We start from the raw sequence: 14,017 nt of genomic DNA, 5'->3' as shown, positions 1-14,017 counted from the left end.
CTACAGCCTGTCTCGCAAGGCGGCCGCAAGCGCCTGGGCGATCTGCGACTGGGTGTAGGGTTTAGTCAGGCGCGGCGTGCGATCCCCCTCCGGCCAGGGGCCGGCATGGCCGGTGGCCAGGATCACCGGCAGGCCCGGCCGGTCCTGCGCCAGCCGCTCGGCCAGCACGGCGCCGCTGATGCCGGGCATGGCGTGGTCGGTAACCACCGCCACGGGCCGCGCGCCAGCCGTCAGGGCCGCCAGCGCCGCCTCCCCCGAATCGGCTGTCTGCACCTCATAGCCCAGGTCGCCGATCAGGGCGGCGGTGCTTTCCAGCACCAGCGGCTCATCATCCACCAGCAGCACCAGGCCGCTGCCGCGTGGCACCTCGGCCTCCTGCCCCGCCGCCGCTTCCACCGCCGCCTCGGCGGATACGGGCAGCCACAGGGCCGCCACCGTGCCGTGCCCCGGCGCGCTCTCGATATGCAGCGCCCCCCCGGATTGATGCGCCAGGCCGTGCACCATGGACAGGCCCAGCCCGGTGCCCTGCCCCGGCCCCTTGGTGGAGAAGAAGGGCTCGATCGCGCGGGCCAGCGTCGCGGCGTCCATGCCGCTGCCGGTATCCTCCACCGCGATCCGCAGGTAGCGGCCAGGCGTCAGGCCGGGTGGCGCCGTGGGGTCCGCCGCCTCCCGCGCATCCAGCCGCACCTGGATGTGTCCGCCCTCCGGCATGGCATCCCGGGCGTTCACCACCAGGTTCATCAGCGCCAGTTCCAGCGCATGCGGATCGACCAGCGCCGGCGGCAGGCCGGCGCCGCCCTCCACCGCCACCTGCACCCGCGGCCCGGCGGAACGGCTGAGCAATTCGCCGAGCCCGGCCAGCAACTGGCCCAGGTCCACCGGGCGGGGGTTCAGATCCTGCCGCCGGGCGAAGGCCAGCAGCCGCTGGGTGAGCTGCGCGCCACGTTCCGCGCCGAGTGCCGCCGAATCCAGGTGGCGCAGGACCTGCGGCGTGGCGGCCTCGCCCAGCCGCTTGCGCGCCAGAGCGAGGTTGCCCAGCACCGTCATCAGCAGGTTGTTGAAATCATGCGCCACGCCGCCGGTCAGGCGGCCCAGCAACTCCATCTTCTGGGCTTCCAGAAGCTGCGCCTGGGCGACCTTGAGGGCGGAGACGTCGCGCGCTTCCGGCACCAGCAGGGAGACGATGCCATCCTCGTCCCGCACCGGCTTGACCGAGAAGTCGATGGCGAGCGTGGCGCCGCCGGGTCCGCGCATCGCCAGTTCGCGCCGCACGAAATGCCCGGAAGCGGCCTGCGTCACGGCGTCCCGCACGGCGGCCCGCAGCGCCGTATCCTCGGGCCACCAGGGGGCTTCCCAATAGGGCCGGCCGATCACTTCCTCCGTCGGGGCCTCACCCAGCTCCAGCATCGCCCGGTTGGCTTCCAGCAGCGTGCCGTCGGGGGAAAGCAGGCCGATGAACTGGAAGGTGGCGTCGAAGATGCCGCGGAACCGCGCCTCACCCTCCCGCAGCCTGGCATTGGCATCGGCCAGCGCGCCGGTGCGTTCGGCCACGCGGCGTTCCAGCGTGGCATTGGCCTCCGCCAGCGCCTGCGCCTTGCGGCGGCGATCGGTGACATCCAGCGCGATGCCGAGCATGCGGCGCGGCTGGCCATCCGCCCCGCGCCGCATCTCCGCCCGCACGGCGATCCACCGGTCGGGCCAGCGTTCGGGCGAGCGGTCGGACCCGCGTTCGGTGCGATCATGCGCCAGGCGGAACTCGGCCTCCAGCGGCACCTCTCCGCGCACCGCGGCGGTCAGCGCGGCGGCCAGGGCCAGGCGGTCCTCCGCATGGACGGCGCGCAGTGCCGCGCGGGCGGTGATGTGGCGGCGGGAGCGCAGCCGCCATTTGGCGAAGACATCGCCGATCAGCGACAGCCTGCCATCGCGCAGGTCCCAGTCCCACAGGCCGATGCGCCCGGCCTGTTCCGCCAGCCGCAGCCGCGCCTCCCCTTCCTGCACGGAGGCGAGCAGCTCCTCGCGCTCGGCCAGGGCAGCGGCGAGCGCCGCGCCGCGTTCCTCCGCCGAAAGCCGTGCCGCGCGGCCGCGGCGGTCCGACCGCAGCGCCGCCCCCGCCAGTACCCCGGCCAAGGCGGCCGCGAGGGCGAAGATCAGGCCGTTGCGGCGCAGGCGCTGCTGGAAAGGCGCCAGCAGCTCCGCGCGCGACAGCGCGGCGGAGGCGATGACGGGCATGCCCGGCACGCGGCGCCAGGCCAGCAGGCGGAGGGTGCCATCGACGTCCCGCACTTCCCGCACGCCGGACTCCGCGGCCGGTGCGATGGGGGTGGCATCGGTATTGCCGGCGGCGGCCAGCGGCCAGCGTGCCACGAGGGTGCCATCCAGCCGGCTGAGTTGCAGCACCGCCGCCCGGCCCGGCGCCAGATCCTCCACCACCCGGCCGAATTCCTCCACCGCGATCGCGGTCAGGACGGCGCCGCGGAACTGGCCATCCGTCCCCCGCAGCGGGCGCCCCCAGGCGAAGTGCCAGCCCCCGCCCGGCGCGCCGTGCAGCAGGCTGGTGACGTGGCTGGCCTCACCCCGGAGCAGCGGCGGGAAATAGGAGGTGGCGTCCAGCGGCTGGCCGAACAGGCGGCGGTCCATGCTGCTGGCGGCCAGCCGCCCCGCCGCATCCGCCACCCAGATCGCCTGCACCTCCGGCGTACCGCGGGCGATCTCCTCCAGATCCGTCCAGTTCGCGCCGCGCAGATCCTCGAGGTTGATGTTACCGCTCAGGCGGGCGACGCGCCCGGCGGTCAGTTCCGCGATGCGGAGCAGGCGGTTGGCCTGCTGGGCCAGCAGCGCCGAGGTATTCTCCGCATCCGTCCAGCCCTGGGCCAGCGTGGCGCGGCGGTCGGCCAGGCTCGCCACCAGGAACAGCCAGGCCGCGATCAGGGCGAAGGCGGCCAGGCTGAGGGCGAACCAGCGCCCGGCACCCCCCGCGTTGCGACCCCGATCTGACGCCAAAGACATCCCTTCCCCTTCGCGGCGATGGGCGCCGCCATGCTCATTCGTCACGGGTCCACCCGCATGATTCCCTCCTCACCCGAAATGCTCTAACCCGCAGACGGGCCGGAGCCGAAGGGCAATGGAACCCGCCGCGCCTCCGGGGCTTCACGGGTGGTGGACCACGCCGGGTCGTTCCATCGGCAGACTAGCGCAGAATGGCCGGCCGGATGTTTCGGGAATGTTGCGTACCCACGAATGGGAAGCACCTCGGCGGAACCGGGCCGGTTTGCCCAACGCCCGTCAACGCGCGGGAGCAAGATGAGGGGGAGACGGCGATGACCGAGGCTGGATGTGCGGCATGGGGTGCGGTGGCGACGCTGGCGCGGCAGCCCGGGGCGGCGGGCATCCGCCGGCTGCTGGAGGCGGACCCGCAGCGCGCCGGGCGCTTCGGCTTCCGCGCCGCCGGGCTGCTGCTCGATCTGTCCCGCACCTCGCTCACCGATCCGGTGCTGGCGGCGCTTCTGGCCTTGGGTGAGGCGCGCGGCGTGGCGCGCTTCCGCGATGCCATGGCGGCGGGGCAGCCGGTGAACGGCACCGAAGGCCGTGCGGCGCTGCACATGGCACTACGTGCGCCAGCCGGCGGCTTCCATGTGGGGGATGAGGATGCCTCCGCCACCGTGCGCAGCACGCTGGACGCCATGGCGGGCTTCGTGCGCGGCGTGCATGGCGGGCAGATTCTGGGCGCCGGCGGGGACCGCTTCACCGATGTGGTGAATATCGGCATCGGCGGCTCCGACCTTGGCCCGGCCATGGTGACGCGCGCGCTGTGGCGGCACGGCATGCCGATGCGGGCGCATTACCTGGCCAATGTCGATGCCCATGCGTGGGAGGCGCTGCGCCCGCAGCTCGACCCGCGGCGCACGCTGGTGCTGGTGGCGTCCAAGACCTTCACGACGCAGGAGACGATGACCAACGCCAAGCTGGTGCGCGACTGGCTGGCGCAGGCCCTCGGTGAACAGGGGCTGGGCGAGCATGCGGTGGCGGCGCATCTGGCAGCGCTGTCCACCAACCTGCCCGCGACCGCCGCCTTCGGCATCGCGCCCGATCGCGTCTTCGGCTTCCGCGACTGGGTCGGCGGGCGGTTCAGCCTGTGGTCGGCGGTCGGGCTGTCCATCGCCCTGGCCTGTGGGCTGGAGGCCTTTGCCGGGCTGCTGGCCGGGGCGCGGGAGATGGACGACCATTTCCTGGCCGCCCCGCCGGAGGCCAACCTGCCGATGCTGCTGGCAGCCACCGAGGTGTGGCATGTGAATTTCCTCGGCTACGGCGCCCGCGCCGTGCTGCCCTATGACGAGCGCCTGTCCCGCTTCGCCGCGCATCTGCAGCAGTTGGAGATGGAAAGCCTCGGCAAGCGGGTGACCAATGCGGGGCTGCCGGTGGGGCACGCCACCGGGCCGGTGGTGTTCGGCGAGCCGGGCACCAATGCGCAGCATTCCTTCCTGCAACTGATCCACCAGGGCACAACGCCGGTGCCGGTGGACTTCGTGCTGGTGGCGCGGCCGGATCACGCCCACCCGGCCAGCCACCGCATCCTGCTGGCCAATGCGCTGGCCCAGGCGGAGGCGCTGGCGCGCGGGCGGACCGAGGCCGAGGCGCGGGCAGAGATGGCGCGCGCCAAGCTGCCCCCGGAGGAGATCGACCGCCTGGCGCCGCACCGCACCTTCCCCGGCGACCGCCCGAGCACCAGCATCCTGCTGCCAGCGCTGACGCCGGCGACGCTCGGCGCGCTGGTGGCGCTGTATGAGCACAAGGTGGCCTGCCTCGGCGCCTATTGGGACATCAACCCCTTCGACCAATGGGGAGTCGAGCTGGGCAAGCAGTTGGCCAGCGGCATCCTGCCGGCGCTGGAGGGCGGTGCGACCGCGCCGGACGCCGCGACCGCGGCGGGGACCCAGGACGCCGCGACCGCGGCGGGGACCCAGGACGCCGCGACCGCGGCGGGGACCCAGGACGCCGCGACCGCGGCGATGATCGCCGAAATCCGGCGGCTTCAGGCCGGCTGAGCATCAGGTGCCGAGGTCGCGCAGGCTGTCGTAGCCAACGCTCAGCCCGCCCATCCGCAGCGTCACCGTGCCATTGTCCCGCAGCGCGCCGGTGACCTGGCCGGTGACGGTGAAGCCCAGCGGCACCACGGCACCGGCGCTGTCGCGGCCGCTGACGGTGATGCGGTAGGTGCCATCCGGGCGCTGCGCGCCCGCGCTATCCTTGCCGTCCCAGTTCCACGCCAGGGGCGCAGTGCCCAGCGTCACGTCGCTGCTGCGGACCAGCAGGTTGTTGGCGTCCCGCACCTCGACCCGCGCAAGCCGGGCGGTGCCGGCGGCGGGCAGGTTCACGGTCGCGCTGCCGGATTGCAGCGGCAGGCGATCCGTCTCCACCGCCACGCGGCGGCCGACCAGGGAGGCGGCTTCCCCAAGCTGGCTGGCCTGCTGAAGCGCCAGCAACTGCCGCAAGGTGCTGTTGGTGTTGACCTGCTGCTCGACGGTGGAGAATTGCACGAGCTGCTGGGTGAGCTGGTCGGCATCCATCGGCGCGGTCGGGTCCTGGTTTTGCAACTGCGTGGTCAGCAGCTTCAGGAAGGTGTCGAGATCGCCCGACAGCCGCGTGCTGGCGGAATTCGCGCCGGCGGTGCTGGTTCCGGTCAGGGATGTAATCGAGCCGCTCATGGGGGGATGCTCCGTCAGACTGCGAGGTCGATGAGGCCGGGATGCGCCGTGCGGCGGGGCGGCAGGGTGGGGGGTGCTGTGTCGTTCGCCACCTGGCGTCCGGCCGCACCGCGCCACGCCTGGCCCGGCCCGGCGCCGGATTGCGGGTTGGGGTTGCCCTGGCCGGCCGGGCCGGAATCGCCCTGGCTCAGCGAGAAGGACAGGAACGGCCCACGCTCGCCGAAGCCGGCATCGGACAAGGCGCGCTCCAGATCCCGCGCATCGCGTTGCAGCAGCGCCAGGGTTTCGGGGCGTTCGGCGGTGACGCGGATGGCGGCCTCGCCACGGCTGCGGTCGATCGCCACCTCGACCCGGCCGAGCTCCACCGGGTCCAGCATCAGGGTCAGGCTGCTATCCGGGCCGAGCGCCAGGGCCACCGCGAAGGGCGCCACCTGCCGCGCCGGCCAGGCCACCTGCACGGGCGGCGCGGCACGGGGCGGCGGCGCCGGGCAGGCCATCAGCTCCGTGACGGCGGGGGCGGGCGGCGCGTCCGGGCGCGCGGCCGGCTCGGTGACCGGGCGGTCCGCGGCTGTTCGCTCGGTGATGAGGCGATCGGGGGGCGGCGGCTCGGCGGCGCGGAGGGGGCCGGTCTCGGCCTCCATGGCCGCAGCCTCCACGGTGGCGGAGAGATCGGTCGCACGCGCGGTATCGGCGACCAGATCCGCGGCTGGGACGGGACCGGCCAGGGATGGCGCCTCACCGGCCTCGGCCCGCGCGAGGGCCGAGGCGCCCTGCGGCGGTGAAGCCTGGCTCGCCGTCACGGCTGCGGACTGCGCCGCCGCGACCGCCACAGGCGGCATGACGACAGGGCCACCGGGCACCGCCGCAACCCCCGCGGCCTGCCCCGCGACGACCACGGCGGCGGCAGCCGGGCGCGACATATCGGCTGGGGCGGGCTGGTCAGATGGCGTGGGGCTGTCCGGGACCGTTGCCGGGCCGGGACTGAGTGATGCCGCGGCGGGCGGCGCAAGACCAGCGGGCGCGGGTGGCGCGGAGAAAACCGGTGCGGGCGGCGCATTGGCGGTCGCCGCGGGTGCCGCAGCCGGGGCTGATGCGACTAGGGCCGATGCGGCCTGAGGTAATGCGACCGGGGGTGATGGTGATGTGACCTGGGCCGATGCGACTGGGGATGATGCGACTGGGGCCGGCACGGATGGGGTTGATGCGGGCGCCGCCATGGCCGCAGCCGGGGCAGAGCCGGGTGGCGCGGGGAAAGCCGGCGAAGGCGGCTCGGCGGTCTCTGCCCCAGGGGCTTCGGGGAAGAGCGACGCGGAAGACCCTGGCGCGGGCACACCCGCTGCCGGGATGATCGAGGCGGGCGGCGTTGCGGAAGCCGCCGCGGTGCCAATGGGCGCGTTGGGTGGCACGGAAGCGCTGGCCTCAGGCTTGCTCGGGCCCACGGCCTGCTGAACAGGCGGGGCACTGACCTGCGGGTCAATCGGCGGCGGCTCGATCGGGGATGGGTCGAGAGGCGGCGGCGCAACAGCTTCCGTGGCGGCTGGCGACACCGCGGCGGGGGAAGCCGGTTGCGGTGCCGCCAGGCCCGGCGCATCGGGCGCGGGCAGCGCCTCGCCCTGGGCCGAATCGACGGCAAGCGGATCCGCCGGCAAACCCTCCTCCGGCGGATGCTCGTCCGCCGCCGTCGGCAAGCCGGCCGCAGCCCCCATGGCGCGATCGAGCAGCGCCGCAAAGCCGCTGGCGGCGTCCGGCAGGATACCGATGGCGGTGGGGGGTGGCGCCTGGGCGGGCCGGGCGGCGGGCTGGATCTCCATGGCCAGCGACAAGGCAACGCCTGTGCCAGCCGCCAGGCCGCGGCGCCCGGCAGGGACGGGTCGCGCGCCGGCAGCTTTTGCCCCCACCCGGCAGGACCGGCCCGGCGCGGGGCCGCAAGGGCTGGCACGGCGGTTGCCTCGCCCTCCGGCCAACCCCCTTCGCGGCGCCACTGGCCGCCTGCCCCACCGGAGACCTCGCCCCATGTCGCTGCTCGGCTCGATGACCACCGCGATCAGCGGTCTTTCCGCCCAGGCGCGGGCGCTCGGCCATGTGTCCGACAACGTCGCCAACAGCCAGACCGTCGGCTTCAAGCGCGTCGATACCAATTTCACCAGCTGGCTCACCCGATCCAACCTGCGGCTGCACATGCCGGGCTCGGTCGAGGCGCGGCCGGACTACACCAACACCATCCAGGGCACGGTGGAGCAGGTGGAGAATCCGTTGGCCATGGCCATCGCCGGCCAGGGCTTCTTTTCCGTGGCGCAGGCGCGCGGCGGCCAGGGCGATTCGGTGGTGTTCGACGACCGGCAGTTCTTCACCCGCAACGGCGACTTCGCGATGGACCGCGACGGCTACATGGTCAACGGCTCCGGCTACTATCTGGAGGGTTGGCGGATCCAGCAGAATGGCGAACCGGACCGCACCAATCTCGGGCCGATCCGGATCAGTGAGCTGGTCTACAACCCGCAGCCCACCACCACGATCGGCCTGGCGGCGAACCTGCCGGCGAATGTGCCGACGGTGGCCGCCATTCCGGCCACCGCGCCCTGGGCGCCGGCCGAGGCGCCGGTCAGCAGCGTCATCCAGATCTTCGATGCGCTCGGCAACCAGCAGCAGGTGACGCTGGATTGGTGGCGCCTGGATGTGGACACTTGGCGGCTGCGCATCACGCCGGACAACGACACGCTGGCCCCGGCCAATGGCATCTTCGCCGACATCAATTTCGGCGGCCAGATCGCCGCCGGTCCGCCGGTGGTAAATGCGCCGCCCGGCACGATTTCCTCCATCGTCCCCCTCAACGCCACCACCGCCACGACCCCGATCGCCACGGGGGAACAGGCCGCGATCAACCTGAATGTCGATTACGGCTTCGGCAATCAGGCGATCTCGCTCGGCCTCGGCGGCTATGGCCTGCCGACCGGCCTGACCAGCTATTCCGGCACGGAATACAGCGTGCGTGACCTGCGCCAGGATGGCGTGCCGCTCGGCGCCTATTCCGGCGTGACGGTGCGGGAGAATGGCGATGTCGCGGTGAATTACGACAATGGCCAGACGCGCATCGTGGCGCGTGTGCCGGTTGTCGCCTTCAACGATCCGGACAAGCTGCAGCGCCTGGACGGACAGGCCTTCATGCGCACGGTGGAAAGTGGCGAGGCGCGGGTGACGGATGCGGCGACGAATGGCGTGGGCAAGCTGGTCACCGGCTCCATCGAACGCTCCAACGTCGATATCGCGGCGGAATTCTCCAAGCTGATCCTGGCCCAGCGCGCCTACACCTCGAACACCCGGATCGTGACCGCGGCGGATGAGATGCTGCAGGACACGATCAACATGAAGCGCTGACCGAGATGACACCAGATTCCATTGATCGGACCCTGCGGCCGGCGTCACCGCGCAGGCGTGGTCCACGCATAAGTGCTCCGCGCATGCGTGCTCCACGCATACGTGCTCCGCGCATGCGTGCTCCACGCATACGTGCTCCGCGCATGCGTGCTCCACGCACGACGCCGGCCGAGGCCGCGAATGCGGCCCGCCGCGTGTGCGGCGAGCCAGGCAAAGCGCCGGCGCCTGAGGCGCGGATTGGTCACGATCCGCGGCATTTGGCATGAGCCTCGACCTCGCGCTCTCCGTCGCCACCAGCGGGCTGCGCCTGCTGGACCGCCAGATGGCGCGGGCGGCGGATGACATCGCCAATGCCGGCACCGTGGGCCACACCCGCAAATCGCTGGAGGGCAATGCGCTGACCATTGCCGGCGCCGGGCAGGGCGTGCGGGCGAATGTCATCACGCGCGATGTGGACCTCGCCGTGCAGGCGGCGCTGCAACGCGCCGGCGGTGATGCGGCGGCGGCCGGGCTGCGCGAACGCCTGCTCGGTGGGGTGGAGGCGGCGCATGGCACGCCGGAGCTGGGCGACAGCCTGGGCGGGCTGGTCAGCAGCCTCCAGTCCGCCTTCATCGAATTGCGCGAGGCGCCGGCCGATGCGGTGCGCCGCAGCGCGGTGGTGACGGAGGCGCACACGCTGGCCGGCCGGCTCAACCAGGTCTCGGACGCGATCGGCGTCGCGCGGCAGGGCGCGCATGATGCGCTGCGGGCGGAAGTGGCGGCGGTGAATGCTGGCCTGTCCGACGTGGCGCGGTTGAACAGCGTGATCAAGCACGAACTCGCCGCCGGCCGCAGCGTCGCCGCGCTGGAGGATGAGCGCGATTTGGCCATCGGCGCGCTGGCCGGCTCGCTCGACCTGTCCGTGATCCGCGGCAGCGCAGGCGATGTCACGCTGGTGGCGCGCGGCGGCATCGTGCTGCCGCTGGTGCAGGGCAGCACGCCCTTCTCGCTGGCCGATGCGACGGTTGGCACCGGCGCCTTCCATGGCGGCGCCGGCACGCTGCCGGGCGTGATGCTGAACAACCGCGACGTCACGCGGCAATTGGCCGGCGGGCGCATGGGCGCCGCGGCGGAGCTGCGCGACGCGACGCTGCCGCGGATGCAGGCGGAGCTGGATGTGGCGGCGTCCCAGATTTCCCACCGGTTGGAATCGCAGGGGCTGCGGTTGTTCACGGATGCCGGCGGCACCGTGCCCGATCCCACCCTGCCCTATGCCGGCAGCGCCATGGTCGGCTTCGCCGGCGCCATCCGGGTGAATGCGGCCGTGGTCAACGACCCTGCGCTGCTGCGCGACGGCACGCATGATGTGGTGGGCGACCCGGCCGGCCCCAGCGCCTTCACCACCAACCCGCCCACCGGCCCGGCCGGCTTCGCGACGCTGCTGAACCGCGTGCTGGATTTCAGCTTCGGTGCGGAACAGGCCACAGGCGTGGCGCAGCCGGGCTTCGCGACCGGCGGGCTGGGGCCGGATGGTACCTTGTCCTCCCCGCTGTCGGGGCTGCGGACGCTGGCGGGCTACGGTGCGGCGCTGGTCGCCGAGCAGACCGGCGCCCGTGCCGCGGCGACGGAGGCCGTGGGCCGCGCGACCAGCCTGGGTGAATTGCTGACCAGCCGGATGAATGCGCGGTCCGGCGTGGATGTCGATGCGGAGGTCGCCGCGATGGTGCAGTTGCAGACCGCCTACGGCGTCAATGCGCGGGTGATTTCCACCATCCAGGCGATGTGGGATTCGCTCTTCAACGCGGTCCGCTGACCAGGGGAGGCCAGGCCATGTCCATCATCGGCAGCATCGGCAATCTCGCGGTGGACCAGGCGGCGCTGCGGCTGCGCCTGGATACCGCCTCCCGCCAGGTTTCCACCGGGCAAAAGGCGCAGGTCTTCGGCGACCTGCGGCCGGAGGCGCGGCGTGCCATCGACCTTCGCGGCGAGGTAGCGCGGCGCGAGGCCTATGCCAACGCCGCCGATCGCGCGCTGGCCCGCGCCGATGCGACGCAGACCGTGCTGTCCCGCCTGCAGGAGATTGCGGCGACGATGGGGTCGGAGGCGCTGCGCGCCAAGACCATGGCCGCCACCGGCGCCGAAGGCCTGGCGCGCACCGCCTCCGCCGCGCTGGAGGAGGTGGCGGCGCTGCTGAATACGCGCCATGGCGGCGAATACCTGTTCAGCGGCTCGGACGTGAACGCGCCGCCCGTGCCGGATGCCGAGACTGTGCGAACCGGTCCGATGGCCACCGCCATCGCCGCCGCCGTCGCCACGCTGGATCCGGCCAACGCCGCGGCCGTGCTGGCGGATAGCGTGACGGCGGCAACCGGCGCCGCCACCACGCCCTTCTCCGCCTTCCTGGAGGGTCCCGGAACCACGGAGGCGCAGCGCGCGGTGCAGGTGGCGGATGGCGAACGCGTGCAGGTCGGCGTCTTCGCCAACCGCAGCCAGGATGGGGCGGTGGCTACAAGCTGGGGTCGCGAATTGCTGCGCAACCTGTCGGTGATGGCCGCCGCGACACCCGCGGTGGCGGCGACGGACCAGGGCTGGGCCGATCTGATGGATGGCGTCGTCACCGCGATGGGTGCCGCGGCAACCAGCCTGGCGAATGAACAGGGCATGCTGGGCGCGGCCGAACAGCGGATCGGCGCCATACGCTCCGCGCACAAGGACACGCTGGTGGCGCTGCGGGCGCAGCTCGGCGCCGTTGAGGAAGTGGATCTGGCACAGGCCGCGGCCGAGATGAGCCAGCTCAAAATGCGACTGGAGGCCTCCTATGAGGTGACCAGCATGCTGTCGCGGCTATCGCTCACGGCGCTGCTGCGCTGATGGCGTCCCGCCAAGCTCTTCAACCCCCGGCCTTCAACCCTGGTTAATGCCGATGCACCATGATGCAGGGGCGTGGTGTGGACCAGAATGGGACGGGGCCGCACCACGCATCCTCGTAGGATCGAGACCGCGGCGCAGGCCGCGTGGTGGCGAAGAATTCGCGAAGGCCGGCATTCGCCGGCACCCCGGAATGGCGGAATTGCTACCCCCGCCGCCATGCCGACAGACTTGGGAGAGTCGCATGTCCACGTTGGTGCTCGAAATGCGTGCCGGCGAGTTGATGGTTGTGAACGGCGCTTCGCTGCGCTTTCGCAGCCGCACGCGGGTCGAGTTGGTAGCGAAGGCGCGCTTTCTGTTCGGCAAGCAGGTGATGTCGCCCGAGGGGGCGAACACGCCTTCGCGCCGAATCTATTTCGCGCTGCAATGCGCCTATGTCGGCCCGGAGGAGGAGCGTGAGGCGGCGATGGCCGACGCGCACCGCCTGGTGGCCGAGTTCCAGGAGGCCACCACCTCCGACATGGCGCGGCAGTTGCTGGAGCGTTCGCTGGCGCTCGCCGAGCAGGATGAATGGTACCAGGCGCTGCGCCTGGTGCGGCATGTGATGCGGCACGAGGCGACGGTGCTGGGGCTGGACGTGCAGACCGGTCTGCCCGCGCCGCTGGTGGGGCTTGCCGCGGCAGCCGCTGCGCAGGCGGCGACGCGCCCGCATCTGGACTGAGGTTTCACGAATTTCCTGCCCCTTTGGCGCCGGGCTTTACCACCCGTTCATGCCGCCGGAGGCAGGATGCCACTGCAGGTCCACAAGCTTCGGACCTTTAGCCGGACGGGCGACTTGGCCCGGCCGGTCCCGCGAGTGGGAGGCAAAATGCCGCCCCGCTTGCGGAACGCCTTTCAAAGGAGATGGGGACCATGTCCTCCGTCAACACCAACATCGCCGCCATGGCGGCCGTCCGCTCGCTCAGCACGATCAGCCAGGACATGGGCAAGACCCAGCAGCGGATCGAGACCAGCCTGCGCATCAGCAAGGCGAATGACGATCCGGCCGTGTTCTCGATCTCGCAGAGCATGCGCGCCGACCTGAAGGGCATGTCCGCGGTGAAGGACAGCCTGGCCTTCGGCAAATCGGCGTTGACCGTGGCACGCGACGCGGCGACCAACATCTCCAACGAGCTGGCGACGCTGCGGCAGACGGTGACGCAGGGCCAGCAGCAGGGCCTGGATGTCGCGCAGATCAACAACCAGATCACCAATGCGCTCGAGAACATCGATGCCTACGCCCGCACCGCGACCTTCAACGGCGTCAACCTGCTGACCGCGGGTGTGGCCGGCGTGCCGGGCGTGGATGGCACCAACCTGAACGTGGTGCGCGACATCAGCGGCACCGCCACCGCCATCACCGGCACCAACAGCACCTCCGCCGGCCTCGGCATCGCGGGCCTCACCGCATCGACCGGCGCGCGCAAGCTGGATTTCGGTGCCACGCTGGCGCCGGCGCTGGGCGAGAATCTGTCGGTCACCATCGGCGGCCGCACCAAGATCTTCGAATTCAATGACGGCTCCGCGACGTTGACGGCGCAGCCGAACGCGACGACCGATGTCTATGACGTGCAGTTCACGGCCGCCGACAGCCCGCTGACGATGGTCTCGAAGCTGATCAACACGATGCAGGAGAACGGCGTCAACGCCTCACTCAGCAGCGCCGGTGAGCTGATCATCAGCGGTGCCTCGACGGCGCTGACCACCTCGATCACCGGCGCCACCGCGGGCGTGGTGCCGGGTGGTACGGAGGCGATTGCCGCGGTGGCCGGCGCCATTGACCTGATGGGCACGCGGCTGTCCAACCTCGGTGCGAATCTGCGCCAGGTCGAGGGGCTGCAGAACTTCACCTCGCAGCTGAACGACTCGATCAAGGAAGGCCTCGGCTCGCTGGTCGATGCCGACCTCGCCGAGGAAAGCGCGCGGCTGACCAGCCTGCAGACCAAGCAGCAGTTGGCGACGCAGTCGCTGTCGATCGCCAACCAGCAGAGCCAGTCGCTGCTCAGCCTGTTCCGATAAGCCTGATGCGGGCGCCCTGGCGGTGACGCCAGGGC

The 14,017-nt window shown here is 71.8% G+C and carries 10 protein-coding genes; 6 read left to right on the top strand and 4 right to left on the bottom strand.

The genetic code is table 11. The features are described 5' to 3' along the window. The gene (locus tag ACFHNC_RS15920) at nt 1-3,006 is read right to left on the bottom strand and encodes an ATP-binding protein (RefSeq protein ID WP_437170214.1); all 3,006 of its coding nucleotides are present in this window, start codon (nt 3,004-3,006) and stop codon (nt 1-3) included. Nucleotides 3,007-3,317: 311 nt separating this feature from the next. On the opposite strand from ACFHNC_RS15920, the gene pgi reads away from it, so the two are divergent. Continuing rightward, nucleotides 3,318-5,042: a glucose-6-phosphate isomerase gene (gene pgi / locus ACFHNC_RS15915; protein WP_437170213.1), complete on the top strand. Its 1,725-nt coding sequence runs from the start codon at nt 3,318-3,320 to the stop codon at nt 5,040-5,042. Nucleotides 5,043-5,045: 3 nt separating this feature from the next. Here pgi and ACFHNC_RS15910 read toward each other — a convergent pair whose 3' ends face one another. Both ACFHNC_RS15910 and ACFHNC_RS15905 read right to left on the bottom strand, forming a co-directional pair. Further along, on the bottom strand, nt 5,046-5,702 hold the full coding sequence (locus tag ACFHNC_RS15910) for a flagellar hook assembly protein FlgD (RefSeq protein WP_437170212.1): 657 nt from the start codon (nt 5,700-5,702) through the stop codon (nt 5,046-5,048). Between the two features lie 14 nt (nt 5,703-5,716). Continuing rightward, complete coding sequence (locus ACFHNC_RS15905; RefSeq protein WP_437170211.1) at nt 5,717-6,622, bottom strand: flagellar hook-length control protein FliK; 906 nt, start codon at nt 6,620-6,622, stop codon at nt 5,717-5,719. Nucleotides 6,623-7,715: 1,093 nt separating this feature from the next. Between ACFHNC_RS15905 and ACFHNC_RS15900 the strand changes: the two genes are divergently transcribed. Beyond that, nucleotides 7,716-9,077 carry a flagellar hook protein FlgE gene (locus tag ACFHNC_RS15900; protein WP_437170210.1) on the top strand — a complete coding sequence of 454 codons (1,362 nt, stop codon included), beginning with the start codon at nt 7,716-7,718 and terminating at the stop codon, nt 9,075-9,077. Here the strand turns inward: ACFHNC_RS15900 and ACFHNC_RS15895 are convergent. Beyond that, on the bottom strand, nt 9,061-9,222 hold the full coding sequence (locus tag ACFHNC_RS15895) for a pentapeptide repeat-containing protein (RefSeq protein ID WP_437170209.1): 162 nt from the start codon (nt 9,220-9,222) through the stop codon (nt 9,061-9,063). The genes ACFHNC_RS15900 and ACFHNC_RS15895 overlap by 17 nt on opposite strands. A 117-nt stretch (nt 9,223-9,339) precedes the next feature. Here ACFHNC_RS15895 and ACFHNC_RS15890 point away from each other — a divergent pair, with 117 nt between their 5' ends. From ACFHNC_RS15890 to ACFHNC_RS15875, 4 genes are all read left to right on the top strand, one after another. Beyond that, nucleotides 9,340-10,869: a flagellar hook-associated protein FlgK gene (locus ACFHNC_RS15890; protein ID WP_437170208.1), complete on the top strand. Its 1,530-nt coding sequence runs from the start codon at nt 9,340-9,342 to the stop codon at nt 10,867-10,869. Nucleotides 10,870-10,886: 17 nt separating this feature from the next. Further along, nucleotides 10,887-11,927 (top strand): flagellin, encoded by a 1,041-nt coding sequence (locus tag ACFHNC_RS15885; protein WP_437170207.1) that lies wholly within the window; start codon nt 10,887-10,889, stop codon nt 11,925-11,927. A gap of 241 nt (nt 11,928-12,168) precedes the next feature. Further along, on the top strand, nt 12,169-12,645 hold the full coding sequence (locus ACFHNC_RS15880; RefSeq protein ID WP_437170206.1) for a flagellar biosynthesis repressor FlbT: 477 nt from the start codon (nt 12,169-12,171) through the stop codon (nt 12,643-12,645). 191 nt (nt 12,646-12,836) lie between these two features. Then, nucleotides 12,837-13,982 (top strand): flagellin, encoded by a 1,146-nt coding sequence (locus tag ACFHNC_RS15875; RefSeq protein WP_437170205.1) that lies wholly within the window; start codon nt 12,837-12,839, stop codon nt 13,980-13,982. Nucleotides 13,983-14,017: the final 35 nt, after the last annotated feature.

The organism is Falsiroseomonas sp. E2-1-a4, from assembly GCF_051433165.1.
GTDB lineage: Bacteria > Pseudomonadota > Alphaproteobacteria > Acetobacterales > Acetobacteraceae > Falsiroseomonas.
Note: the sequence above shows the minus strand (reverse complement) of the source record. Positions and strands in the feature narration are given on the sequence as shown.